At 53.8% G+C, this 26,486-nt stretch carries 23 protein-coding genes; 18 read left to right on the top strand and 5 right to left on the bottom strand.

Annotated features, from left to right (window positions below):
• The first annotated feature begins 26 nt into the window (after positions 1 to 26).
• From phoB to malZ, 5 genes are all read left to right on the top strand, one after another.
• Entirely contained in the window at positions 27 to 716 is a 690-nt protein-coding gene (phoB, locus tag N0B36_RS00835) for a phosphate response regulator transcription factor PhoB (protein ID WP_003021496.1), read from the top strand.
• A gap of 50 nt (positions 717 to 766) precedes the next feature.
• Complete coding sequence (gene phoR, locus N0B36_RS00840) at positions 767 to 2,062, top strand: phosphate regulon sensor histidine kinase PhoR (RefSeq protein ID WP_029139432.1); 1,296 nt, start codon at positions 767 to 769, stop codon at positions 2,060 to 2,062.
• A gap of 405 nt (positions 2,063 to 2,467) precedes the next feature.
• Entirely contained in the window at positions 2,468 to 3,787 is a 1,320-nt protein-coding gene (gene brnQ / locus N0B36_RS00845) for a branched-chain amino acid transporter carrier protein BrnQ (RefSeq protein WP_016152017.1), read from the top strand.
• A gap of 80 nt (positions 3,788 to 3,867) precedes the next feature.
• A complete protein-coding gene (gene proY, locus N0B36_RS00850; RefSeq protein WP_216403687.1) occupies positions 3,868 to 5,241 on the top strand; it encodes a proline-specific permease ProY in 1,374 nt (457 codons plus the stop codon).
• 138 nt (positions 5,242 to 5,379) lie between these two features.
• Complete coding sequence (gene malZ, locus N0B36_RS00855; RefSeq protein WP_259685322.1) at positions 5,380 to 7,197, top strand: maltodextrin glucosidase; 1,818 nt, start codon at positions 5,380 to 5,382, stop codon at positions 7,195 to 7,197.
• Here malZ and N0B36_RS00860 read toward each other — a convergent pair.
• Positions 7,103 to 8,095 carry a LysR family transcriptional regulator gene (locus tag N0B36_RS00860; RefSeq protein WP_409065449.1) on the bottom strand — a complete coding sequence of 331 codons (993 nt, stop codon included), beginning with the start codon at positions 8,093 to 8,095 and terminating at the stop codon, positions 7,103 to 7,105. The genes malZ and N0B36_RS00860 overlap by 95 nt on opposite strands.
• 273 nt (positions 8,096 to 8,368) lie before the next feature.
• On the opposite strand from N0B36_RS00860, the gene N0B36_RS00865 reads away from it, so the two are divergent.
• From N0B36_RS00865 to N0B36_RS00885, 5 genes are all read left to right on the top strand, one after another.
• A complete protein-coding gene (locus N0B36_RS00865; RefSeq protein WP_003021513.1) occupies positions 8,369 to 9,010 on the top strand; it encodes a hydrolase in 642 nt (213 codons plus the stop codon).
• 173 nt (positions 9,011 to 9,183) lie between these two features.
• The gene (locus N0B36_RS00870) at positions 9,184 to 9,729 is read left to right on the top strand and encodes an antibiotic biosynthesis monooxygenase (RefSeq protein WP_259685328.1); all 546 of its coding nucleotides are present in this window, start codon (positions 9,184 to 9,186) and stop codon (positions 9,727 to 9,729) included.
• A gap of 21 nt (positions 9,730 to 9,750) precedes the next feature.
• Positions 9,751 to 11,619 (top strand): amidohydrolase, encoded by a 1,869-nt coding sequence (locus tag N0B36_RS00875; RefSeq protein ID WP_259685330.1) that lies wholly within the window; start codon positions 9,751 to 9,753, stop codon positions 11,617 to 11,619.
• A 136-nt stretch (positions 11,620 to 11,755) separates the two neighbouring features.
• Complete coding sequence (locus N0B36_RS00880; protein ID WP_259685332.1) at positions 11,756 to 14,398, top strand: DUF2339 domain-containing protein; 2,643 nt, start codon at positions 11,756 to 11,758, stop codon at positions 14,396 to 14,398.
• Entirely contained in the window at positions 14,395 to 15,798 is a 1,404-nt protein-coding gene (locus N0B36_RS00885) for a DUF3999 domain-containing protein (protein ID WP_259685334.1), read from the top strand. The genes N0B36_RS00880 and N0B36_RS00885 overlap by 4 nt, the downstream gene beginning before the upstream one ends.
• 48 nt (positions 15,799 to 15,846) lie before the next feature.
• Here the strand turns inward: N0B36_RS00885 and N0B36_RS00890 are convergent, their stop codons facing one another.
• Entirely contained in the window at positions 15,847 to 16,449 is a 603-nt protein-coding gene (locus N0B36_RS00890; RefSeq protein ID WP_003021524.1) for a peroxiredoxin, read from the bottom strand.
• Positions 16,450 to 16,618: 169 nt separating this feature from the next.
• A complete protein-coding gene (acpH, locus tag N0B36_RS00895) occupies positions 16,619 to 17,200 on the bottom strand; it encodes an ACP phosphodiesterase (protein ID WP_016152027.1) in 582 nt (193 codons plus the stop codon).
• 217 nt (positions 17,201 to 17,417) lie between these two features.
• On the opposite strand from acpH, the gene queA reads away from it, so the two are divergent.
• The 7 genes from queA to N0B36_RS00930 all read left to right on the top strand — a co-directional run bounded on the left by queA (position 17,418) and on the right by N0B36_RS00930 (position 24,134).
• Positions 17,418 to 18,488 carry a tRNA preQ1(34) S-adenosylmethionine ribosyltransferase-isomerase QueA gene (queA, locus tag N0B36_RS00900; RefSeq protein WP_048212442.1) on the top strand — a complete coding sequence of 357 codons (1,071 nt, stop codon included), beginning with the start codon at positions 17,418 to 17,420 and terminating at the stop codon, positions 18,486 to 18,488.
• Between the two features lie 55 nt (positions 18,489 to 18,543).
• Positions 18,544 to 19,671: a tRNA guanosine(34) transglycosylase Tgt gene (gene tgt / locus N0B36_RS00905; protein WP_003021535.1), complete on the top strand. Its 1,128-nt coding sequence runs from the start codon at positions 18,544 to 18,546 to the stop codon at positions 19,669 to 19,671.
• 22 nt (positions 19,672 to 19,693) lie between these two features.
• Positions 19,694 to 20,026: a preprotein translocase subunit YajC gene (gene yajC, locus N0B36_RS00910; RefSeq protein WP_003021544.1), complete on the top strand. Its 333-nt coding sequence runs from the start codon at positions 19,694 to 19,696 to the stop codon at positions 20,024 to 20,026.
• Between the two features lie 27 nt (positions 20,027 to 20,053).
• Positions 20,054 to 21,901, top strand: a complete 1,848-nt coding sequence (gene secD, locus N0B36_RS00915) for a protein translocase subunit SecD (RefSeq protein WP_003021547.1) — start codon at positions 20,054 to 20,056, stop codon at positions 21,899 to 21,901.
• Between the two features lie 10 nt (positions 21,902 to 21,911).
• A complete protein-coding gene (secF, locus tag N0B36_RS00920; RefSeq protein ID WP_003021550.1) occupies positions 21,912 to 22,883 on the top strand; it encodes a protein translocase subunit SecF in 972 nt (323 codons plus the stop codon).
• A gap of 169 nt (positions 22,884 to 23,052) precedes the next feature.
• Complete coding sequence (locus N0B36_RS00925; RefSeq protein ID WP_016152028.1) at positions 23,053 to 23,418, top strand: VOC family protein; 366 nt, start codon at positions 23,053 to 23,055, stop codon at positions 23,416 to 23,418.
• Between the two features lie 23 nt (positions 23,419 to 23,441).
• Positions 23,442 to 24,134 carry a YafY family protein gene (locus N0B36_RS00930; RefSeq protein ID WP_200079430.1) on the top strand — a complete coding sequence of 231 codons (693 nt, stop codon included), beginning with the start codon at positions 23,442 to 23,444 and terminating at the stop codon, positions 24,132 to 24,134.
• A 45-nt stretch (positions 24,135 to 24,179) separates the two neighbouring features.
• Here N0B36_RS00930 and N0B36_RS00935 read toward each other — a convergent pair whose 3' ends face one another.
• Entirely contained in the window at positions 24,180 to 25,043 is an 864-nt protein-coding gene (locus N0B36_RS00935) for a nucleoside-specific channel-forming protein Tsx (protein WP_003021561.1), read from the bottom strand.
• A 298-nt stretch (positions 25,044 to 25,341) separates the two neighbouring features.
• Positions 25,342 to 25,881 (bottom strand): DUF3251 domain-containing protein, encoded by a 540-nt coding sequence (locus tag N0B36_RS00940; RefSeq protein ID WP_029139433.1) that lies wholly within the window; start codon positions 25,879 to 25,881, stop codon positions 25,342 to 25,344.
• A gap of 153 nt (positions 25,882 to 26,034) precedes the next feature.
• Here N0B36_RS00940 and nrdR point away from each other — a divergent pair, with 153 nt between their 5' ends.
• A complete protein-coding gene (gene nrdR, locus N0B36_RS00945) occupies positions 26,035 to 26,484 on the top strand; it encodes a transcriptional regulator NrdR (protein WP_016152032.1) in 450 nt (149 codons plus the stop codon).
• Positions 26,485 to 26,486 lie beyond the last annotated feature (2 nt).

Here is a 26,486-nt window from a genome sequence, read left to right on the forward strand (position 1 = left end):
CGATTTAATTACAAACAGGGCAAATCATGGCGAGACGTATTCTGGTCGTAGAAGATGAAGCTCCAATTCGTGAAATGGTCTGCTTCGTGCTCGAGCAAAACGGATTTCAACCCGTTGAAGCCGAAGACTATGACAGTGCTGTGAACCAACTCAATGAACCCTGGCCGGATCTCGTCCTGCTTGACTGGATGCTTCCAGGCGGCTCGGGTCTACAGTTTATTAAACATCTCAAGCGCGAAGCGATGACGCGGGATATCCCGGTGATGATGCTGACGGCGAGGGGGGAAGAGGAAGATCGTGTCCGCGGGCTGGAAACCGGCGCGGATGACTATATTACCAAGCCTTTTTCTCCCAAGGAGCTGGTGGCGCGTATTAAAGCAGTTCTGCGTCGTATTTCACCGATGGCGGTGGAAGAGGTTATAGAGATGCAGGGGCTAAGCCTTGATCCCACCTCGCACCGCGTGATGACCGGCGAGGATCCGCTGGATATGGGGCCGACCGAATTCAAATTGTTGCACTTCTTTATGACTCATCCCGAGCGTGTCTACAGTCGCGAGCAACTCCTCAATCATGTCTGGGGAACCAATGTGTACGTGGAAGACCGGACAGTGGATGTGCACATCCGCCGCTTACGTAAGGCGCTGGAGCACAGCGGACACGATCGTATGGTGCAGACGGTTCGCGGGACGGGATATCGTTTTTCAACCCGCTTCTGACTGACAAGAATCAGGGCCTGAAGGATTAGGCCGTATAGGGAGTAAGACGTTTGCTAGAACGATTGTCATGGAAAAGGTTGGTACTGGAGCTGATCCTGTGCTGCATACCGGCATTTATCCTTAGCGCTTTTTTCGGTTACCTGCCCTGGTTTTTACTGGCGTCGGTAACGGGCCTGCTTATCTGGCATTTCTGGAATTTATTACGTTTGTCCTGGTGGCTATGGGTCGACAGAAGCATGACGCCGCCGCCGGGGCGAGGCAGTTGGGAGCCGTTGCTGTACGGGCTGCATCAAATGCAACTGCGCAACAAAAAGCGCCGTCGTGAACTGGGTAATCTGATTAAACGTTTTCGCAGCGGGGCGGAATCGCTACCCGACGCGGTGGTGCTGACCACTGAAGAAGGCGGTATCTTCTGGTGTAACGGACTGGCCCAGCAGGTTCTGGGACTGCGCTGGCCGGACGATAGCGGGCAAAATATTCTTAACCTGTTGCGCTACCCGGAATTTACACAATATCTGAAAACGCGCGATTTTAGCCGACCGATCAATCTGGTACTCAATACCGGACGGCATCTGGAAATTCGCGTGATGCCCTATACCGATAAGCAACTGCTGATGGTGGCACGCGACGTTACCCAGATGCATCAACTGGAAGGTTCACGACGTAACTTTTTCGCCAACGCCAGCCATGAACTGCGTACGCCTCTGACGGTGTTACAAGGGTACCTGGAAATGATGCAGGAGCATCCGCTGGAAGGGACGACGCGTGAAAAAGCGCTGCATACCATGCGCGAACAAACGTATCGCATGGAAGGGCTGGTGAAACAGCTGCTGACGCTGTCAAAAATTGAGGCTGCGCCGACGCTACTGCTGAATGAGAAGGTCGATGTGCCCATGATGCTGCGCGTGCTCGAACACGAAGCGCAAACGCTGAGCCAGCAAAAACATACGTTTACCTTTGATGTTGATAACAGCCTGAACGTGCGGGGTAACGAGGAGCAGTTGCGTAGCGCTATCTCGAATCTCGTCTACAACGCGGTGAACCATACGCCAGCGGGAACGCACATTACCGTACGCTGGCAGCATGTGGCGTCGGGGGCGGAGTTTTGCGTGGAAGACAACGGTCCAGGCATTGCCGCCGAGCATATTCCACGATTAACCGAACGTTTTTATCGTGTGGATAAGGCGCGATCACGGCAAACGGGCGGCAGCGGACTTGGTCTGGCCATCGTTAAGCATGCGCTGCATCATCACGACAGTCGCTTGAGTATCGAAAGCGAACCAGGCGTTGGGACGCGATTTAGTTTCGTGATCCCGGAACGTTTAATTGCCAAAATTAACGGTTAAGGCGCATTCGTAAGATAATCTTTCCAAAAGCCAGCGCAAGCTGGCTTTTTCTATGCGGTCAATATAAGCATCCTGAATTTTACGACGTTTGGTTGTTTTTTGTTCGAACTATTACCCATACCTTTTTCCATGAAATGGTGTTTTGTGCTAACCCCATTTTTCATATCGCTATATTGTTCTGGTTTTGGGATCCCACCTTGCTTTAAAACGTTATAAGCGTTTAAATTGCGCTCCAGGTGCTGTCATACCGACTGCATTTACGCGGTAAATCGAAAAACTATTCTTCGCCGCGCCAGTCTGGGAGTGTTTCCCGCTGGAATTGAGCAAAAATGCCGCTGTATTGTCCCCCAGGGAAAGGCAAAAATTTATTATTTTCAACACCACATCCACAGGCAGTAAGACTTTATGACCCATCAGTTAAAATCGCGCGATATTATCGCTTTGGGATTTATGACATTTGCACTGTTCGTTGGTGCAGGTAACATCATCTTCCCCCCAATGGTTGGTTTGCAGGCAGGTGAACACGTCTGGACTGCGGCTTTTGGCTTTTTGATTACCGCCGTTGGCCTGCCGGTACTTACCGTTGTCGCGCTGGCGAAAGTCGGTGGTGGTGTGGACCGACTGAGCACGCCTATCGGTAAAGTCGCTGGTTTGCTGCTGGCGACCGTGTGCTATCTGGCTGTTGGACCGTTATTTGCTACGCCGCGTACCGCGACGGTCTCTTTCGAAGTCGGGATTGCACCGCTGACCGGTGACTCCGCGCTGCCACTGCTTATCTACAGCGTGGTCTATTTCGCGATTGTGATTCTGGTTTCGCTGTATCCGGGCAAACTGCTGGATACGGTTGGTAATTTCCTGGCTCCGCTGAAAATCCTAGCGCTGGTGGTCCTGTCTGTCGCCGCAATCGTCTGGCCAGCAGGCCCGATCAGCAATGCGATGGAAGCCTATCAAACTGCGGCGTTTTCTAATGGCTTCGTGAACGGGTATCTGACCATGGATACGCTGGGCGCGATGGTATTTGGTATTGTTATCGTCAACGCCGCTCGCTCGCGTGGCGTTACTGAAGCGCGTCTGCTGACCCGTTATACCGTTTGGGCGGGTTTGATGGCGGGTGTGGGCTTAACGCTGCTGTATCTCGCGCTGTTCCGTCTGGGTTCAGATAGTGCAATTCTGGTCGATCAATCTGCTAACGGCGCGGCAATTCTGCATGCGTATGTTCAGCACACCTTTGGTGGCGCAGGGAGCTTCCTGCTGGCGGCGTTGATTTTCATCGCCTGTCTGGTCACCGCTGTTGGCCTGACCTGCGCGTGCGCAGAGTTCTTTGCCCAGTACGTTCCACTGTCTTATCGTACGCTGGTATTTATCCTCGGCGGCTTCTCGATGGTGGTCTCTAACCTGGGTCTGAGCCATCTGATTCAGATCTCTATTCCGGTGCTGACGGCTATCTATCCGCCATGTATCGCACTGGTTGTATTAAGTTTTACCCGCTCATGGTGGCATAATTCTTCCCGCGTCATTGCACCTGCGATGTTTATCAGCCTGATTTTTGGTATCCTTGATGGCATTAAAGCTTCTGCAATTGGCGACGTGTTACCGGCCTGGACCCAGCGTTTACCGCTGGCGGAGCAGGGGCTGGCGTGGTTGATGCCAACAGTCGTGATGGTGGTCCTGGCAGTTATCTGGGATCGTGCAGCGGGTCGACAAGTGACCTCCAGCGCACACTAATATCACTGACAATAAGTTTTAACCACGGGGCTATTAACATGGCCCCGTGGTTTTTTATTGTGTTAACAGGTTAGGAATCGATGGAAAGTAATAACAAGCTAAAGCGTGGGCTGAGCACCCGGCACATTCGCTTTATGGCATTAGGTTCAGCAATTGGTACCGGGCTGTTCTACGGCTCGGCCGATGCCATCAAAATGGCGGGGCCAAGCGTGTTGCTGGCCTATATTATCGGCGGCGTAGCGGCGTATATCATTATGCGCGCGCTGGGCGAAATGTCCGTTCATAACCCTGCTGCCAGCTCCTTCTCGCGCTATGCGCAGGAAAACCTCGGACCGCTGGCAGGCTACATAACCGGCTGGACCTACTGTTTTGAAATCCTGATTGTCGCCATTGCCGATGTGACTGCCTTTGGTATTTACATGGGCGTCTGGTTCCCGGCCGTACCGCACTGGATTTGGGTACTCAGCGTGGTATTGATTATCTGCGCCATCAACCTGATGAGCGTGAAGGTGTTTGGCGAGCTGGAATTTTGGTTCTCGTTCTTTAAAGTCGCCACCATTATCATCATGATTGTCGCCGGTTTTGGCATCATCATTTGGGGGATTGGTAACGGCGGACAGCCTACTGGTATCCATAATCTGTGGAGCAACGGCGGTTTCTTCAGTAACGGCTGGCTCGGCATGGTGATGTCGCTACAAATGGTGATGTTCGCCTACGGCGGGATTGAGATTATCGGGATTACCGCTGGCGAAGCCAAAGACCCGGAAAAATCTATTCCGCGCGCCATCAATTCCGTACCGATGCGTATCCTCGTGTTTTACGTGGGGACGCTGTTCGTCATCATGTCTATTTACCCGTGGAACCAGGTCGGCACTGACGGTAGCCCGTTCGTTCTGACGTTCCAGCATATGGGGATTACCTTTGCCGCCGGGATCCTCAACTTCGTAGTCCTGACCGCGTCGCTGTCGGCCATCAACTCTGACGTCTTTGGCGTGGGGCGTATGCTGCATGGTATGGCGGAGCAGGGCAGCGCGCCGAAAATATTCGCCAAGACGTCGCGTCGTGGCGTGCCATGGGTGACGGTGATGGTGATGACTATCGCGCTGCTGTTTGCGGTGTATCTTAACTACATCATGCCGGAAAACGTCTTCCTGGTGATCGCCTCTCTGGCGACCTTCGCAACGGTATGGGTGTGGATTATGATCCTGCTGTCACAAATTGCCTTCCGTCGTCGTCTGCCGCCGGAAGAGGTTAAGGCGCTGAAATTTAAAGTGCCGGGTGGGGTTGTGACGACCGTCATTGGCCTGATTTTCCTGGTCTTTATCATCGCGCTTATCGGCTATCATCCGGATACCCGCATTTCGCTATACGTCGGCTTTGCGTGGATTATCCTGCTGCTTGCCGGCTGGGTTTTCAAGCGCCGTCGCGAGCGCCAACTGGCTGAAGCGCAGTAATATTTTTGCCGGGTAGCTTAATGTTACCCGGCAATTTTCTCCTCCCCCACACTCCTCCCCCAATAAACGTTAAGATGATGAGTGATCCTGCACTTCGCTATGGCAAGGTGACGTCATTATCATCAAAGGGGATACGTGATGTTGAACGCCTGGCACCTTCCGGTTGCCCCATTTGTTAAGCAAAACAAAGATCAACTGACGATTACATTATGGCTGGCGGGGGAAAATCCACCCCAGCGGGTGACGCTACGCGCAGAAAACGATAACGAAGAGATTTCGCTGGGTATGCACAAGCAACGCAGCCAGCCGCAACCGGGCATGACCGCGTGGAGAGCGGCGATCGATCTCTCCAGCGGACAGCCTCGTCGACGCTATAGCTTTAAATTACTTTGGCTCGATCGTCAGCTGTGGTTTACCCCGCAGGGATTCAGCCGTTTTCCGCCTGCGCGTCTGGAGCAGTTTGCTGTTGATGTGCCGGATAACGGTCCGCAGTGGGTCGCCGATCAGATTTTTTACCAAATTTTCCCGGACCGTTTTGCCCGCAGCCAGTCGCGTGAAGCGACTCAGGATAACGTCTATTACCACCATGCCGCCGGACACGATATTGTGCGGCGCGAGTGGGATGAACCGCTTACGGCCCAGGCCGGTGGCTCCACGTTTTATGGCGGCGATTTGGACGGCATCAGCGAAAAGCTGCCGTATCTGAAAACGTTAGGCGTCACGGCGCTGTACCTGAATCCGGTATTTACCGCGCCGAGTGTGCATAAATACGATACCGAAGATTACCGTCATGTTGATCCGCAGTTTGGCGGCGACAGGGCGCTGCTGCGCCTGCGTCACACCACCCAACAGCAGGGGATGCGCCTGATTCTCGACGGTGTTTTTAACCATAGCGGCGATTCACACGCCTGGTTTGACCGACATAATCGGGGAACGGATGGCGCGTGCCATAATCCGCAATCCCCCTGGCGCGACTGGTATCATTTCTCAGCCGACGGCGTCGCGCTCGACTGGCTGGGGTATTCCAGCCTGCCCAAGCTGGACTTTTCCTCTGAAAGCCTGGTGAATGAAATTTATCGCGGCGAAGACAGCATCGTTCGCCACTGGCTGAAAGCGCCGTGGAGTATGGACGGCTGGCGTCTTGACGTGGTGCATATGCTGGGAGAGGCCGGTGGTGCGCATAACAACCTGCAGCACGTGGCCGGAATTACGCAGGCGGCGAAAGAGACCCAGTCAGAGGCGTATGTGGTGGGCGAGCATTTTGGCGACGCGCGCCAATGGTTGCAGGCCGACGCGGAAGATGCCGCCATGAACTATCGCGGTTTTACCTTCCCGATATGGGGATTTCTCGCCAATACCGATATCTCATACGATCCGCAATTCATTGACGCCCAGACCTGTATGGCGTGGATGGATAACTATCGTGCGGGTTTGTCGCATCAGCAGCAGTTGCGGATGTTCAACCAGCTCGACAGCCACGATACCGCCCGTTTTAAATCTCTGCTCGGTAAAGACGTCGCACGTTTACCGTTGGCGGTGGTGTGGCTGTTTACCTGGCCTGGTGTGCCCTGTATTTACTACGGTGACGAAGTGGGACTGGATGGGAACAACGATCCGTTTTGTCGCAAACCATTCCCGTGGCAGCCTGAAAAACAGGACGCTAACCTGCTGGCGTTGTATCAGCGGCTGGCAACATTACGCCACCAGAGCCAGGCGCTGCGCCATGGTGGTTGTCAGGTGATTTACGCCGAGGATAACGTGGTGGTGTTTGTACGCGTGCTAAACCGCCAGCGCGTATTGGTGGCGATTAACCGTGGCCACGCCTGTGAAGTGGTCCTGCCAGCCTCGCCATTACTGAGCGTCAGCCAATGGCAGCACCAGGAGGGCAAAGGCGTGCTTGCCGAGGATATCCTGACGCTGCCGGCGATTTCCGCCTCGGTGTGGATGGGTCATTGATATATAAGTGCGTAACATCCGGGCTTGCCATCAGCGTTTCCCGCCACCAGCGCTGCGCCAGTCCATCGCGGTTATTGCGCCAGGCCATATAGGCCACGTCTTTTTGGCGAAATGAGATGACCGTTTTTTCCACCAGCTCGCCCGTGGCAAGCCACGGGTTAGCAATATGGCGGGGGAGAAATCCGCAGCCCAAGCCGGCCCGCAGTAGCATCACCTTACTGTGGAAATCATCAACGCGAATCTGCGCCTGCTCCTCCATCAGATTGGTTTGTAACGGATGACAAAAGCGGGCGCTGTCGCTAATGACAATCGCCCGGTGCAGGCACAGCTGTTCGTTAGTCAGGCCATCCGGTGCTGCGGCCAGCGGATGCTCAGGCGCAACGACAAACACATTGTCCAGCGTGCCAAGCATTTTGTAGGACCAGGCCGCTGACGTAGGCGGTTCATTAATCGCCCCCAAAATAATATCTGCTCCATTATGCGTCAGCTCCTCCCAGGAGCCCGCCAGCGTATGGTGGGTGAAGTTAAGGCGGGTTTGCTTATTTAGCGCGTGAAATTCATCGATAATGGGCAACAGCGAGGCGAAAGGGAAGGAGTCGTCCAGCGCAATCGCCAGCTCTTTTTCCCAGCCTGAACTCAGCTGCACCGCCTGCTTTTCGAGATCTTTTGCCGCACTCAGCAGCAAACGTCCCTTTTCCAGCATCATCTGACCGGTGTCGGTAAATTTTGCCCGGTGACCGGAACGGTCAAGCAACTCGATATTCAAATCACTTTCCAGCTTTTGAATCATATAGCTGAGTGCTGCAGGGGTTTTAAACAGCGATTCCGCCGCCGCGGCAAATGAACCCTGTTTATCAAGTGCGTCGAGAATTAGCAAAACATCCAGATTGATGCGCATAAGCAGAAAATATCCTGAAAATTAAACCCCTCTGTTGTACCGAATGGAGAAAAACAATGCCAGTGAATAAATTAGATGAGTCATGCGCATTTTTTTGATGTTGTTTAGGATATATCGCAACACAAAATTAATAGTTTCACTGGATGGTAAGTTTTCTTTAATAACTCGTTAGAAATTTCCCGCTATACTCAACAAGCTTTCTGATTCAGGATCCTGCTGCTGACGGCAGATACAGACCGTTGCCTTTTAACTTATTGATTAAGAAGGTGTGCTATGTCTATTCGGGAACTGATTGACCCTCAAAACTCAACGCTTATTTTTATTGATCATCAGCCGCAAATGTCATTTGGTGTGGCGAATATTGACCGCCAGACTTTGAAAAATAATACCGTGGCATTAGCGAAGGCCGGGAAAATATTTAATGTTCCGGTGATTTATACTTCTGTGGAAACGAAAAGTTTTAGCGGTTATATCTGGCCGGAATTGTTAGCGGTTCATCCTGATGTGAAACCAATTGAACGCACCTCGATGAACTCCTGGGAAGATGCGGCGTTTGTGAAAGCCGTGGAAGCGACCGGGCGTAAAAAATTGATTATCTCCGCGCTGTGGACCGAAGTATGCCTGACTTTCCCGGCGCTGATGGCGCTGGAAGCGGGTTACGAAGTTTATGTGGTAACTGACACTTCTGGCGGCACGTCCGTGGATGCCCACGAGCGTTCTATCGACCGCATGGTACAGGCGGGTGCCGTACCTGTGACCTGGCAACAGGTTCTTCTCGAGTACCAGCGCGACTGGTCCCGCAAAGAAACCTACGACGCCGTCATGGATCTGGTACGTGAGCACAGCGGCGCCTACGGTATGGGCGTGGATTACGCCTACACCATGGTGCATGGCGCGCCGGAACGTAAAGCCTAAATACACCTCATCCTTCATGTTGCCTCTTTGTAGGCATCGTTTGCGTACCCCGGTCACTCACTTTGTCAGCTTCCGGGGTTAGACAATCTTGCCGCTTCGATGCGCCATGAATGATTTTGTGTATTGCTTCCGTGGCCTAAGCGGGCCTGTTTCCTCTCCACAAGGAACCCTTTATGGCGCAGAACAAACATGTGACGTTGGTGATTTCCCACACCCTGCTGCCTGAACAAGCGCAGCGGTATGAGCAGTGGCTGGGGAAAATCATGCCGGTGGCGGCCGAGTTTCCCGGTCATCTGGGGGCGAATGTGATTCGTCCAGCAGATGGCAACAATCTGTGGAACATCATTATCCGCTTCGACACGCTTGAGCATCTGTATAACTGGACCCAGTCCGATACGCGCCGCGTGCTGGTCGAAGAGATTGCCCCGCTGCTGGCGGAAGGGGATAAAACTGAAATCCGCACCGAAGCGGCGTTCTGGTTTACGCCGCCCGCGCCCCATGTACGTCAGCCCAGGCGCTGGAAACAGTTTCTGATAACCCTGCTGGTGATTTTTCCCAGCACCAATCTGGTGCCGTGGTTGACCGGCATTGTGCTGCCTGCCATGAAGGACTCGTTACTCCTGCATCTGATCAATGATGCCTGTGTGGTTGCGCTGGTGGTCTGGTTCTGGATGCCCATCGTAACCCGTCTGTTTGCCGGATGGCTGAAAAAAGCCTGACCGGTTTCTCAGGAGATTGTTATGTCTCAAACTGCCACACTGATTCTGACTCACGGAAAAATTCATACTCTCGAAAGACAAAACCCGCAGGTCGAGGCGGTGGCGATCGCCAATGGTAAGATCCTGGCGACCGGTAGCCACGATCGCATCATGAGTTTTGCCACCGACGGGACGCAGGTTGTCGATCTGCAAGGGCATACGGTGATCCCGGGCCTGAACGATTCGCACCTGCACCTCATTCGCGGCGGTCTGAATTACAACCTGGAATTGCGTTGGGAAGGCGTTCCGTCGCTGGCGGACGCGCTACGCATGCTCAAAGAGCAGGCTGACAGAACGCCATCGCCGCAATGGGTGCGCGTGGTGGGCGGCTGGAGCGAATTCCAGTTTGCCGAACGTCGCATGCCAACCCTCGAAGAACTGAATGAAGCGGCCCCGGATACCCCAGTTTTTGTTCTGCACCTCTACGACAGAGCTTTGCTGAACCGTGCCGCACTGAAAGCAGTCGGCTACACCAAGGCGACGCCGGACCCGGCGGGTGGTGAGATTGTGCGTGATAGCAACGGTAACCCAACCGGGATGCTGATCGCCAAACCCAACGCCATGATCCTTTATTCGACGCTGGCAAAAGGACCAAAACTGCCGCTGGAAATGCAGGTCAACTCGACCCGGCAGTTTATGCGCGAGCTGAACCGTCTAGGGCTGACCAGCGCCATCGATGCAGGCGGTGGTTTTCAGAACTACCCGGAAGATTACGAGATAATTGAGCAGTTACACGCCCACAAACAGATGACGGTGCGCATCGCCTACAACTTGTTTACCCAGCGTCCGCAGCAGGAACTGGAAGACTTTGAACGCTGGACCGATATGCTCAAACCAGGGCAGGGGACCGACTTCTACCGTGCCAATGGGGCAGGGGAAATGCTGGTCTTCTCGGCCGCGGATTTTGAAGACTTCCTCCAGCCACGCCCGGATCTGCCGGAAGGTATGGAAGATGAGCTGGAGCGCGTGGTACGCCACCTCGTGGAGCACCGCTGGCCGTTCCGCCTGCACGCCACCTACGATGAATCCATCAGCCGAATGCTCGCCGTATTCGAGAAGGTGAATCGCGATATCCCGTTCAATGGCCTGCACTGGTTCTTCGATCACGCTGAAACGATTACCGAACGGAATATCGAGCGCGTAAAAGCGCTGGGGGGCGGGATCGCTGTTCAGCACCGTATGGCGTTCCAGGGCGAATATTTTGTCGATCGCTACGGCAAAGATGCGGTCAAACATACCCCGCCGGTGGCGAAAATGCTGGCGGCTGACGTTCCGGTAGGGCTGGGGACTGATGCCACCCGCGTGGCCAGCTACAACCCGTGGACAGCGCTCTACTGGCTGGTTTCGGGACGTACTGTGGGAGGGATGGCGATGTACGATGATAACAATCGCCTGCCGCGCGATGTGGCGCTGGAATTGTGGACGGCCGGTAGCGCCTGGTTCTCCAGCGAACAGGGTAAGAAAGGGCGCATCGAGAAAGACCAACTGGCCGACCTGGTGGTGCTGTCTAAAGATTACTTCAGTGTGCCGGAAGAGGAGATCAAAGGCATAGAGTCGGTAATGACCATTGTCGATGGCAAAGTGGTGTATGCGGCCGGGCATTTCACTCCGCTGGCGCCGCCGGCCATCCCGGTTGTACCTGACTGGTCGCCGGTGGTAAAAGTGCCGGGGCACTATCGCTTAGCGCCGCCTGCTGCGGCGAAAATTGGCGCAATGGTGCAGATGCACCAGTGCTGCGGCAGCTGCGGCGTACACGGTCATCAGCATGATATAGCGCGTAAATCGGCAATTCCGGTGTCAGATGACCGGGCTTTCTGGGGCGCGCTTGGCTGCTCCTGCTTCGCGTTTTAATCCCTCATCACAGCCCCTGGCCAAACGCAGGGGCTGATTGTCTATTCTGAAAAGCGGTTCATCGTGTTAACCGATATGGCGCAACTGCAACAATTTGTGTCATTCTGGTCTGTCTTTATACAGTGAAGGTGGAAACATGGATGAGCTGCTAACCCTTGGCTGCATTGTATTATTCTTCGCGCTGGTAGTAGTTCCTGGCCTCGCGATCGTGGCATTCAGACGCAGTGCGGCTGTACGTTCTGAGCTGGTGGTCTTGCGCCGTCGGGTAGAGGAGCTGGAGCTGCGCGGTGTGGCGCAGACCAGCGCCGTTGAGCCAATGGCAGCAAAAGATATTGTTCCTGCCGATGCGCCAACGGCTGCGATGAGCAGCGTATCGCCGGAGCCAGTAACTGAGCCGCCGCCTGAGCCCGTTAACCCGTGGGCTTCACAGCCGAAGCCGGATAATGCGGCGGTATCTACGCCCGACGTCGAGCGGCCTTCTGCTTTTGGCGGGGTAATGTCATCGCTGGTGCGCTGGTTTATGCAGGGTAACCCGTTGGCAAAGCTCGGTATTTTGCTCCTGTTTTTGGGGCTTTCTTTCCTGCTGCGTTATACGGTCGAACATTCTCTGTTTCCGCTGGAGCTGCGTCTGGTGGCGGCCGCGCTGTTCTCTATTGTGCTGTTGGCATTGGGCTGGCGGTTGCGGCATAAGCAACCGATCTATGCGCTGATATTACAGGGGGGAGCTACCGGAGCACTCTATCTCACCGTCTTTGGCGCGTTCCGGCTGTGGCAAATGCTGCCAATGACGCTGGCATTTGCGCTGCTGGTGGTGATTTGTGCGGCGAGTGTGGGGCTGGCTATTCTGCAAAAGGCGCTCAGCCTGGCGATGCTGGCAAGTCTTGGCGGTTATCTTGCGCCGCTGTTGCTTTCCACCGGCGGCGGCAGTCATGTCGCGCTCTTCTCATTCTATCTTCTGCTCTCGGTCGGCATTCTCGCCATCAGCATCTGGCAGCACTGGCGGGAGCTTAATCTGCTTGGCCTGCTGTTCACCTTCGGCGTTGGCGGGGTGTGGGGCCTGGAGGGCTATCGACCAGAGTATTACCTGAGTTGCCAACTGTTCCTGATCGCCAACACGATTATTTTTGGCGTGCTGAGCGTGGCGTTGTCGCTCCGGGCGCAGGAAAAAGGCAAACAGATTATTGACGGCGTACTGCTGTTTGCCCCACCGCTGATCGGTTTTGGAATGCAGTATGCCATTACCCGGCATATGGCTTATGGTCCGGCGCTTAGTGCGCTGGGTTACGGTGGTTTCTATCTGGTGTTAGCAAAGTTTGCGTTGCGCCGTTCCTCTTCTCTGGGGAGACCTCTGGTATTGTCCGCCCTGGCGCTCGGTGGTGCGTTTACCACTCTTGCTATCCCGTTGGCGCTTTCAGCCCGTTGGACGGCGATGGCCTGGTCGCTGGAGGGGCTTGGGATCCTCTGGCTGGGCGTGCAACAACAGCAACGACGCATGAGTTATAGCGGTACGGCGCTGCTCGTGCTGGCCGTGGGCAGCGCGCTATGGGCGCTGGCGAACGGAACAACCGCGCTCTCAGTCATGCTGATTTTTGCCGTGCTCAGCCTCAGTTGGCTGGTTGCTGCATGGCTATGGCGCAACATTTGGATGCAGGGCAGTTGGGCGCTACTCGCTGGTGGTTTGGTTTTCTGGATCATTGCGCTCGTTGCGGCATCGCAACTCGCTCTGAAACAGGAGCGGTGGGTACTGTCTGGCGTGCTGGCATTAATGGCGGTATCGAGCTGGGGCTGGCGAAGTATCGCGGGTCGCCTGGCGTGGCGGGAGCTGGATGCCAGTAAATGGCTGCTGTGGCCGATGATGCTGGTGATGCTGATGTATCAGATCGCTGTACAGCAGATTTTTGCGGCGGGCTGGCCGAATCTGGCCTGGTGCGCGGCGCTAATTGTTGCGGTAGCGCTGCTCTGGCGTGACGCACAAATATTACCGCCAATGCTTTCCAGACTGGCGCATTTATCGTTCTTCTGGGTGATTTTACTGGCGCTCGCGGTTGAGCTGTTCTGGTTCGCGCAGGGGCTGCCGTGGGGAAGGGCTGCGTGGGGTAGCGGCCTGATGATGGCGGCTGGCGGGCTGCTTATTTTCCTGATTTATCAGTCTGTTCATCGACAAATCTGGCCGTTTCGCATCTGGCCTACCCTCTATTCTGTTCAGGCGATGGTTCCCGTTGTGCTGGTGCTGGTCGGTCTGCTCGTGCTGACCAATTTACAAGATGGCGTAGTTTATCGTCAGACTTATCTGCCGTTGCTCAACCCGCTGGAAGAGGGCGCAGCTTTTGCCCTACTGGGCCTGGTGGTGTTTTATCGCGCGTCTGAACGCTATTTCCCGGTGCAGCTTTCGGTATGTCGCCCATGGCCGGTTGTGGCGCTGATGGCGCTCAGCTTTTGGTGGCTCAATGGTGTGCTGCTGCGCGCATTGTCCTGGTATGGCGAGGTTGCGTGGCGTGTAGACGCACTATGGGATTCACGGCTGATTCAAACCTGTTTTGCTCTGTTCTGGATGCTGGCGGCATTGGTGGTGATGCTGCGGGCGACCCGGCGCCGCTCGCGTCGGGAATGGCTGTGTGGCGCGGTATTGCTGGGGATAGTCATTGTGAAACTGATGCTGGTGGACAGCGCAGGAGGCGGCGGCCTGGCGCGCGCGGTTGCGTTTATCGGTGTGGCCATTCTGGTGTTGATTATCGGGTATTTTTCACCATTACCGCCCAAAGCTGGAGAAGAAAAATGAAATGGATGAAAGCGGTGTTATGCAGCGTACTGCTGGGCGCGACAGGCGCGACAGGCGCGGCGGTAAGCAGCGATGAAGTGAAAGAGTCTCCGGCGGACTACGTAACGGGGGTGACGCTGGAAACTACGGGCACATCGCCGTGGTATCGCGTTTCGCTACCTCCGGCGGTGTATCCGGGTACCGCCTGGGCGGATTTGCGCGATGTCCGGGTCTTTAACCATCTGGGGGAGACGGTGCCGTTTACTCTGGTGGCGCAGAAAACCCAGCCCGTTACGCCAGAGGCAGTGGCGCTGCGTTTTTTCCCGCTTGATATGTCACCGGTTGCGCCGCGTGAGGAGGGGCAACGAGGCGGAGACGCTATTGTTTTACGCTCGAAGAGCGGCATTGAAATTCATTTGCAAAGTGATGATGTCAAAGCGCTCGGCCAGAGCTATTTACTGACGCTCCCGGAAGAGACGAAAGATGCCTTTTCACTGGCGCAGTTACGCCTGAACTGGGACTCGCAGGCGGGCAACTGGCAAGGGAAAGCCTCGGTTTATGCAAGCAGTGATTTGCGCTACTGGCGACCCGTGCAGGAAGATGCGCCGTTAATGGATCTGACACGTGATAACGATCGCCTGAAAATGGACACCATCAGCGCCAGCCTCACGCTTTCTGTGGAGGCGACTCGCTACCTGCTGGTGATCCTCGACTCGCAAAGTCCGGCGCTGACGTTAAACAGCGTGAGCGCGATAGCGGCCAGCAGCGAGCCGGAATCCGAGCGTATCGTGATTGAAGCCCAGGGGATTAAGGTTTCGGATGACGAAGCCGTCTGGCGATGGGCGCAGCCCCAGCCGCTGACCTCGCTTCGCATCGATCTGGAAAGTGAAGGTGTTTTACCGGTGGAACTGGCCTGGCGCAGCGCTGAAAAAGAGCCCTGGCAGCCGCTGACAAAAACCATGCTTTACAATCTGGACTGGAGGAGTGCGGAAGATATTCGTCTTTCCGGTCAGTTGGTTGAGGCCGTCCGGATGACGACCATTAACGCCCGGTTGCCAGAGAGGCTGCCTGAGTTGAGCGGTATGCGCGACAGTTATCAACTGGTGTTTAATACGCAGGGCAAAGGGCCTTATATGCTGGCGTGGGGAAACCGGGCGGCGAAAAAGGCAGATGTTGGTCTCGATATGCTGATCCCGGCGTCGCTGCGTAAATCGCAGGAGATAGATTATCTACCGTGGGCGACTCTTCAGGAGAGCGTGGCGCTTGGTGGTGAAGCGCGATTGACGGCAACGTCAGTAGCTGAGCAACAAAGCCAGTGGAAAACGCTGTTGGTGTGGGGGGCGTTAATTCTTGGGGTCGCCGTACTGGCGCTTATGGCGTGGCGAATCTGGCGTGAAGTGAAAAAGGGTAATCCGACATAAACCAATAAAAGAGGCCCGCATTTGCGGGCCTCTTACGATTCATGCCAATTACAGGCTGGAAACGTTCTCGGTCAGGTATTTTGCTACGCCGTCCGGAGACGCGTTCATACCTTCTTTACCTTTTTCCCACTGTGCCGGGCAAACGTCGCCGTGCTCTTCGTGGAACTGCAGCGCGTCAACCATGCGCAGCATTTCGTCGATGTTACGACCCAGCGGCAGATCGTTAACCACCTGGTGGCGAACAACGCCGTTAGCGTCGATCAGGAAAGAACCGCGCAGAGCAACGCCCGCTTCCGGGTGCTCGATGCCGTAGGCTTTCTGGATTTCGCGTTTGATGTCAGCAACCATTGCGTATTTCACTGCACCGATGCCGCCTTTGTCGACAGGGGTGTTACGCCATGCGTTGTGGACAAATTCAGAGTCGAAGGAAACGCCAACAACTTCCACGCCGCGCTTCTGGAATTCTTCGTAACGTTTGTCGAAAGCGATCAGTTCAGACGGGCAAACGAAGGTGAAGTCCATCGGCCAGAAGAACAGAACGGTAGTTTTACCGTTGGTATGCTGTTTGAAGTTGAAGTTTTCAACGATCTCACCGCTACCCAGTACCGCAGCTGCTGTGAAATCCGGAGCCTGACGAGTTACCAGTACCATATAATTCTCCTGCAATGTTAAGGGGTTTTTTGGAACGCAACGCGGGCCAGTATAGAGAGTGTTCGGGAATAAGACAAAGAGGCGCTGGCAATCAATGAGACAGGTTTTGTCTATCAATCTTTTACCGGATGGCGGCTACTGCTTATCCGGCGGCTAATACGGGCTGTAGTCAAAGGGTTTTACGCTGCGCCTGTTCCATCATTTGCGGATAAAACTGCCAGAACCGTTCCTCTAACGCATCGTAATGCGTATCCAGGTCATACCATGAGTCACGCAGGGCATCGAGTCGTGGGCGGCGGCTGGCCATGCCATTCAGGACGTTCTGGATAAAATCCATGTCCCGATAGCGCTCAAGCCATTTCTCTGACCATATATAGTTGTTTAAATTGATAAAGCGCGGTGGCGATTCAGGCAAAATAGTGGTCACCTGGGTGCGAGCATAGCGCACAAAGTCCGCCAGCGGGAAGTCGGGGGATATTTCCGACCAGTGGCGCGACAGAAAATGATCCCACATTACGTCCAGCGTAATCGGCGCGACACGGCGCGTTTCGCTGCGAAACCACTCTTTGGCTTCACGCACCTGCGGCAGGTTATCGGTCATCACGTCGATACGACGGTGCATGAAGATGCCTTCTACCACGTCAGGCGAATAGTGCGTTTCCGGATTGCCCCGGACAAAGTCGGCCAGCAAATTGCCGGAAAGCGAGCTGTCGGCAAGGTGAGCCAGATGCAAATGTGCAAGAAAATTCATATCCACTTCATCCTTCAAACTGCCTCTTTGTTGGCTGCCTTCACTCACCCCAGTCACTTACTTGAGTAAGCTCCCGGGGACTCATTCAGTTGCCGCCTCGATGCATCTTGAATGATTTTGTGTATAGATTATGTCTTTTAACTTGAGGGGTAAAGGTTGCAGGGAGGACGCCCCGGCACTAGACTACCCGCCTCTTATTTTAGTCTGAGTCAGTGTCATGCGCGTTACCGATTTCACCTTTGAACTACCCGAATCCCTGATTGCCCACTATCCGCAAGCTGAGCGCAGTAGTTGCCGCTTGCTGTCTTTGGACGGGCCGACGGGCGCGCTGACGCACGGTACTTTCACCGATTTGCTCGATAAGCTCAACCCTGGCGATTTGCTGGTCTTTAACAACACCCGCGTTATTCCGGCGCGTCTGTTTGGCCGTAAAGCTAGCGGCGGCAAGATTGAAGTGCTGGTCGAGCGTATGTTGGATGACAAACGTATTCTGGCGCATATTCGCGCCTCGAAAGCGCCGAAACCTGGGGCCGAGCTGCTGCTGGGCGACGACGAAAGTATTAAAGCAACGATGGTGGCACGCCATGACGCGCTGTTTGAAGTCGAGTTTAACGACGAGCGCAGCGTGCTGGATATCCTTAACGCCATCGGCCATATGCCGCTGCCACCGTATATTGACCGTCCGGATGAAGACGCCGACCGCGAGCTGTATCAGACCGTGTATAGCGAAAAACCGGGTGCGGTCGCCGCGCCGACTGCGGGTCTGCACTTTGACGATCCGCTGCTGGCTAAGCTGCGCGATAAAGGCATTGAAATGGCGTTCGTCACGCTGCACGTGGGCGCGGGGACTTTCCAGCCGGTGCGCGTAGACACCATCGAAGATCACATCATGCACTCCGAATATGCGGAAGTGCCGCAGGATGTCGTTGATGCTGTGCTGGCGGCGAAAGCGCGCGGCAACCGCGTGATTGCGGTGGGCACCACCTCCGTACGTTCACTGGAAAGCGCGGCACAGGCGGCCAAAAACGACCTTATCGAGCCGTTTTTCGGCGATACGCAAATATTCATTTATCCTGGCTATAAATATCAGGTGATTGATGCCCTGGTAACCAACTTCCACCTGCCGGAATCAACGCTGATCATGCTGGTTTCCGCGTTTGCTGGTTATAAAAACACCATGCGCGCCTATCATGAAGCGGTAAAAGCGGAATATCGCTTTTTTAGTTACGGTGATGCGATGTTTATCACGTACAATCCGCAGGCTATTTCTGAGCGTGTCGGGGAATAAATCCGCGATATGAGTATTTAAAACGTCGGACTGTTTTTCTGACGCAGGAGTTAAGATGAAATTTGAACTGGATACCACAGACGGTCGCGCTCGCCGCGGCCGCCTGGTTTTTGATCGTGGCGTAGTAGAAACACCTGCTTTTATGCCGGTCGGTACTTACGGTACTGTGAAAGGCATGACGCCGGAAGAAGTTGAAGCAACTGGCGCGCAGATTATCCTCGGTAACACCTTCCACCTGTGGCTGCGCCCGGGGCAGGAAATCATGAAACTGCATGGCGATCTGCACGATTTTATGCAGTGGAAAGGGCCAATCCTCACCGATTCCGGCGGCTTCCAGGTTTTCAGCCTGGGTGATATCCGTAAGATTACCGAGCAGGGCGTGCATTTCCGTAACCCGATCAACGGCGATCCGATTTTCCTCGATCCCGAGAAATCAATGGAGATTCAATACGATCTCGGTTCCGATATCGTCATGATCTTCGACGAATGTACACCGTATCCGGCCGACTGGGACTATGCTAAACGCTCGATGGAGATGTCTCTGCGTTGGGCGAAGCGCAGTCGGGATCGTTTTGATAGCCTCGGCAACAAAAATGCGCTTTTTGGCATCATTCAGGGCAGTGTTTACGAAGATTTACGTGATATCTCCGTTAAAGGTCTGGTAGACATCGGTTTTGATGGCTACGCTGTCGGCGGTTTGGCTGTCGGTGAGCCGAAGGAAGATATGCACCGCATCCTGGAGCATGTATGCCCACAGATTCCGGCAGATAAACCTCGTTACCTGATGGGCGTCGGCAAACCAGAAGATCTGGTTGAAGGCGTACGTCGCGGTATCGATATGTTTGACTGCGTGATGCCAACGCGAAATGCCCGTAATGGTCATTTGTTTGTGACTGACGGCGTGGTAAAAATTCGTAACGCGAAACATAAAAGCGACACCAGTCCGCTCGATGCTGAGTGTGATTGCTACACCTGTCGCAATTATTCGCGCGCTTACTTGCATCATCTCGACCGTTGCAACGAAATATTGGGCGCGCGACTCAACACGATTCATAACCTTCGCTACTACCAGCGTTTGATGGCGGGTTTACGCAAGGCTATTGAAGAGGGTAAATTAGAGAGCTTCGTGACCGATTTTTACCAACGTCAGGGTAGACCAGTTCCACCTGTGAACGTTGATTAATTTTAATAATGAGGGAATTTGAATGAGCTTTTTTATTTCTGATGCGGTAGCGGCAACAGGTGCTCCGGCGCAGGGCAGCCCGATGTCTCTGATTCTGATGCTGGTGGTGTTTGGTCTGATTTTCTACTTCATGATCCTGCGCCCGCAGCAAAAGCGCACCAAAGAACACAAAAATCTGATGAACTCCATTGCGAAAGGCGATGAAGTGCTGACTAACGGTGGTCTGGTGGGTCGCGTGACCAAAGTAGCAGAATCTGGCTACATCGCTATCGCGCTGAACGACACCACTGAAGTGGTTATTAAACGTGATTTCGTAGCTGCCGTTCTGCCGAAAGGCACCATGAAGGCGCTGTAATTTATTGTTTTCCCAAAGGGAACTGCCGTGTTAAACCGTTATCCTTTGTGGAAGTATGTCATGCTGATCGTCGTTATTGTCGTCGGTCTGCTCTATGCGCTTCCCAACCTGTATGGTGAGGATCCGGCTGTTCAAATCACTGGCGTGCGCGGTGCCGCCGCCAGTGAGCAAACGCTGATCCAGGTCCAGAAAACGTTACAAGAAGATAAAATCACACCTAAGTCTGTGGCTCTGGAAGAGGGTGCTATTCTTGCGCGCTTCGACTCCACTGATACCCAACTGCGCGCACGTGAAGTGTTAATGGGCGTATTGGGCGATCAATACGTCGTGGCGCTTAACCTTGCACCGGCAACTCCACGCTGGCTGGCAGCCATTCACGCAGAACCGATGAAACTCGGTCTTGACCTGCGTGGCGGCGTTCACTTCCTGATGGAAGTGGATATGGACACCGCGCTGAGTAAGTTGCAGGAACAAAATATCGATAGCCTGCGCAGCGATCTGCGTGAAAAAGGCATTCCTTATACTACCGTTCGCAAAGAAGATAACTACGGTCTGAGCATCACCTTCCGTGATAGCAGCGCCCGTGATGAAGCTATCTCTTACCTGAGCAAGCGTCACCAGGATCTGGTTATTTCCAGCCAGGGCAGCAATGCTCTGCGTGCGGTGATGACCGATGCGCGCCTGAGCGAAGCCCGTGAATACGCGGTACAGCAGAACATCAACATTCTGCGTAATCGTGTTAACCAACTGGGTGTTGCTGAGCCGGTGGTCCAACGTCAGGGTGCTGACCGCATTGTGGTCGAACTGCCAGGCATTCAGGATACCGCGCGTGCGAAAGAAATTCTGGGCGCTACCGCGACGCTGGAATTCCGTCTGGTGAACACCAACGTTGACCAGTCTGCTGCGGCATCCGGGCGTGTACCGGGTGATTCGGAAGTGAAACAGTCTCGTGAAGGTCAGCCGGTTGTGCTGTACAAACGCGTGATCCTGACCGGTGATCATATCACCGACTCCACTTCCAGCCAGGACGAATACAATCAGCCGCAGGTTAACATCTCGCTGGATAGCGCGGGTGGTAACATCATGTCCAACTTCACCAAGGACAACATCGGTAAGCCGATGGCGACCCTGTTCGTGGAGTACAAAGACAGCGGTAAAAAAGATGCCAACGGTCGCGCAGTGCTGGTGAAACAGGAAGAGGTGATTAACATCGCCAACATCCAGTCTCGCCTGGGCAACAGCTTCCGTATCACCGGTATTAACAACCCGAACGAAGCGCGTCAGCTTTCTCTGCTGTTACGTGCCGGTGCGTTGATTGCGCCGATTCAGATTGTTGAAGAACGTACCATCGGTCCTACCCTGGGTATGCAGAACATTAAACAGGGTCTGGAAGCGTGTCTGGCCGGTCTGGTGGTGTCTATCCTGTTCATGATCTTCTTCTATAAGAAGTTCGGTCTGATCGCGACCAGTGCGCTGATTGCTAACCTGGTACTGATTGTCGGTATTATGTCGCTGTTGCCGGGCGCTACGCTGAGTATGCCGGGGATTGCGGGGATCGTCTTAACCCTTGCCGTCGCGGTCGATGCGAACGTACTGATTAACGAACGTATCAAAGAAGAGTTGAGTAACGGGCGTTCGGTGCAGCAGGCCATCAATGAAGGTTATGCGGGTGCATTTAGCTCCATCTTTGATGCGAACATTACGACGCTGATTAAGGTCATTATCCTGTACGCAGTTGGCACCGGGGCAATTAAAGGGTTCGCGATTACTACCGGTATTGGTGTGGCGACGTCGATGTTTACCGCGATTGTCGGTACACGTGCCATCGTAAACCTGTTGTATGGCGGCAAGCGCGTCAAAAAGCTGTCAATCTGAGGAGTGCGAAGTGGCACAGGAATATACTGTTGAACAATTGAACCACGGCCGTAAAGTCTGGGACTTTATGCGCTGGGACTACTGGGCTTTCGGCATTTCAGGTTTCCTGCTGATTGCGGCCATCGTGGTGATGGGCGTACGCGGGTTTAACTGGGGTCTCGATTTCACCGGTGGTACGGTAATTGAAATCACGCTGGAAAAACCGGCCGATATGGACGTGATGCGCGATGCGCTGGAGAAAGCGGGCTTTGTTGATCCGCTTCTGCAGAACTTCGGCAGCAGCCACGACATTATGGTGCGTATGCCGCCAACTGAAGGCGCAGACGGCGGTCAGGTACTGGGCAGCAAAGTGTTGAGTGTGATTAACGAATCCACCAACCAAAACGCCGCGGTGAAGCGAATTGAATTCGTGGGTCCGAGCGTGGGTGCCGACCTGGCGCAAACCGGTGCAATGGCGCTGATGGCGGCGTTAATATCTATCCTGGTGTACGTCGGTTTCCGCTTTGAGTGGCGACTGGCAGCAGGGGTAGTTATCGCTCTGGCGCACGACGTGATTATCACACTTGGGATCCTGTCGTTGTTCCATATCGAGATTGATCTGACTATCGTCGCATCGTTGATGTCGGTAATCGGTTACTCGCTGAACGACAGTATCGTCGTATCTGACCGTATTCGTGAAAACTTCCGCAAAATTCGTCGCGGTACGCCTTACGAAATCTTTAACGTGTCATTGACTCAGACGCTGCACCGTACGTTGATTACGTCCGGTACGACGTTGATGGTTATTCTGATGCTGTTCCTGTTCGGTGGTCCGGTACTGGAAGGCTTCTCACTGACGATGCTGATCGGTGTTTCCATCGGTACTGCATCTTCTATCTACGTAGCATCGGCGCTGGCGCTGAAGCTGGGTATGAAGCGTGAGCACATGCTGCAGCAGAAGGTTGAGAAAGAAGGGGCGGATCAACCGTCAATTCTGCCTTAAACTATTAAGAGTGAAGATACTGGAATCCCGATCGCAAGGTCGGGATTTTTTTTGCCTGCGATTTGGTAGCAGTCCATTATCTTTTCCGGTCGCCATACTACTGACAGTATGCTGTCAGTAGCCCTGTCTTATAGTCCTTCTGAGATTACCCACACAGGCAGGAGGAAGTATGAATAACGTAATTAGCTGGTTTGAAATCCCCGTGGCACAAATGGAGCGCGCCATTGCTTTTTATGAGCCAGTGATGCAGGTTTCTTTGCGTCGTGAGAATATGGACAGCGCGGAGCTGGCCGTATTTCCACATCAGGATCCCGCTCCCGGCGGGGCGCTGGCTAAATTTGACGGTATTACGCCTTCAGCGCAGGGCGCTATTATTTATCTGCATACGGATGATTTGGCTGCAACGCTTAAACGCGTCGCCACCGCTGGCGGTCAGTGCGTGTTTGGTCCGCTCGAACTGGGGCAGGATATTGGCACTATTGCGCTGTTTACTGACAGCGAAGGCAATCGCGTTGGTTTACATCAACCCGCGTAATATTTTCAGGACTGAGGATTAAAATGACCAGACGCGCCGACCGCTTGTTTCAGATTGTACAAATCCTGCGTGGCAGGCGAGTGACAACGGCGGCGCTGCTGGCAGAACGTCTTGAGGTTTCTGAACGAACGATTTATCGCGATATCCGCGATCTCTCTTTATCCGGCGTGCCCATTGAAGGAGAAGTGGGCAGTGGATACCGCTTAATGGCGGGGTTTGATCTGCCGCCGTTGATGTTAACGCATCGCGAATCAGAAGCGTTAATGGTAGCGATTCGGTTGCTGAAAACATGGGGCGGGGATTCACTCTCACAGGCGCTGGAATCCGCGCAGGAAAAAGTGCTGGCGATATTGCCGCCAGAGTGTCGGCGCAGAGCCGAGCAAACGCGGGTTTTCGCGCCAGATTTTGGCAATCAGCCGCATTCACGCAGTGCTTTTGATCTCATACATCGCGCGGTTTCGGTGCAGCAGGTGCTGGCGCTGCATTATCGCGACGAGTGCGGGAATCTCTCCTGGCGCGACGTTCAGCCGCTGGGGCTATTTTTCTGGGGTGAGCACTGGTTGCTGGTTGCCTGGTGTGAGAAACGTGACGATTATCGCTGCTTTCGCGTTGATCGGTGTCTGAAGATCACGCCGCTCGACAGGCATTTTCGTGAATCTGCAGATCGCTCGCTAAGTGACTTTTTACGTAAAGTACGCTGTGAAGACCAGCCATAAAAAAGCCAGCGGTTAAGCTGGCTTGTCTGCGATAAATTGGCAGGATTAGAAGTTGTAACCTACGACCAGGTAACCACCCCAACCGGTAGATTTCGCGCTGAAGTCGCCTTCGCCCCAGTTCAGAGTATCTCCACCTTTCCACTGGCCGCCGTTATGGAAGTAACGCGCTACTACGGAGTAGTGCCAGTGATCGTAGTTCAGCGCCAGGACGTGGCTGGAAGCGATAGAGTTGCTGGTGCGGTTCGGATCATCACCCAAATCGGAGCCCCAGTCGAAGTTGGTGAAGCCGATGTAGGTCAGTTGGCCGCCCCAAACCTGGGTGATCGGCACAAAGTATTTCACTTTGAAACGGTAGCCATCCCACTCGTTTTCGTTGGATGCGCCATAGTTCTGCCACTGGTATTTAGCATACACGTTCAGGGACAGACCCATCGGCAGACCGGTATCGATATCGGTACCCAGACCCATATACCAGGTGCTCTGGCGGCTGGCTTTGTTATCACCCATATCGTAGATGTAGTTGTTGGCGAAATACCACTCTTTGAACGGACCAAAGCTCAGGTCAGCACCGGTCAGTTTATCGATGGAGAAACGCGGTTCGATTTCCATAAACAGCGGGGAACCGTCAGACCAGATGCCTTTATCGTTGCCGTTACCCCAGTCGAAGGTTTTCGGAATATCGATGTAGCCATAGAAGTCAAACCAGTCTTTTTTGGCAAACGCTTCGTATTCCAGATACACGTCATTGTTCAGTTTCGGAGAGAAACGGGTGTGGTAGCTTCCCACCACGTTGACGCTCTGGTGCCACCAGTCGGACAGATATTGCGGTTTGTCATTTTCTGCAGCGTTGGCAGTAAAAGACGAGGAGAGCGCCAGCACTGCACCGGCTGCAAGTAATGTTTTTTTCATATGTATGCCACTGTTTGAAATCCCTTTCGGGAGTGAAAAAGGCGCAAATTGCGTTTCTAAATATTTCGTGTTTCTTCGGAGCCTATTATAAAAATCATTGTTCACAAAAATATGTGTTGTTTCACAGTTCTATCATTTACGTAATCGATTGCGTTCACGTTTGCTCACTTTAGGCGGCGAATTGTACTGGCTCCCATGAATGTTGCCAAGTTTTACCAGAAATATCGGTTATGTCAGGTGAGTAACAAAACGGGCCGGAGTGATGTTGCGGAACGCACAAAACGTCCCGCAAAAAAGTTTATTGATTAACAGGCTGGATGTCGTGGATACGAACAAATCCTAACTGGTCCGGAGAGAGGCCATTTATCTGCAGCGGAATGTCTACGTCGCTGGGAGCAAGGATACTTGCCGGGGCAGTTACCAATTGGTTCTGAACGTTCGCTTCCTGATAGTTATCCGTGGTGCCCTGAATTTGTCCATACTCGACGGTGGCGCTAAAGGCGGGTAAAGGCGTAGTGGATTCACCCTGAATACGTAATGTGAGCCGCGTGCCGTCGGCGTTCGGCGCAATATTGACAAGTGACATCCGTAACATGCCAATCTGGCTGTCCAGTCGGGCTGGTGTATTGGAACCCGGCAGCAGATAGGCTCCGCTGGTTGATTTGGCATTCAACATATTTTGTTGTGTAATTTTTACCGTTTCCTGATTTAGCTGTGTCATCTCTTTATTCAACGTGCTAACGCTTTGATGCATCTGGCGTACTTCGCTTTGCTGTGCGCATGCGCTAAGACTAAAGAGACTTCCCACCAGGAGAATTCTTAGGTAACGTCTTGTCATTGTGATTACTTCCTTCATTGTCGCGATAGCATAATGGTAGTGCGCACCGAGCACGAAGGCATCGATCCTTTGTCTCAAAAGCGCTGCGCCTTTGTTGTCACGCCAGTTCAGGGTAAAATAGATTTCTGTTAACCACTGAGGACAGGACGCCGTATGCATTGCCCATTCTGTTTCGCCGTAGACACTAAGGTAATTGACTCTCGTCTTGTAGGCGAGGGCTCCTCAGTACGCCGCCGTCGGCAGTGTCTGGTCTGTAACGAACGTTTCACCACTTTTGAAGTGGCTGAGCTTGTCATGCCGCGCGTTGTGAAAAGCAACGATGTGCGTGAACCCTTTAATGAAGATAAGCTGCGCAGCGGCATGCTCAGAGCGCTTGAGAAACGTCCGGTCAGCTCAGATGACGTCGAAATGGCGTTGAATCATATCAAATCACAACTGCGTGCGACTGGCGAGCGTGAGGTGCCGAGCAAGATGATCGGCAACCTGGTGATGGAGCAGTTGAAAAAACTCGATAAAGTCGCCTACATCCGCTTTGCCTCGGTTTACCGGAGTTTCGAAGATATCAAAGAATTTGGCGAAGAGATTGCTCGCCTACAGGACTAAGC

This window comes from Citrobacter sp. XY323, from assembly GCF_025106035.1.
GTDB lineage: Bacteria > Pseudomonadota > Gammaproteobacteria > Enterobacterales > Enterobacteriaceae > Citrobacter > Citrobacter braakii.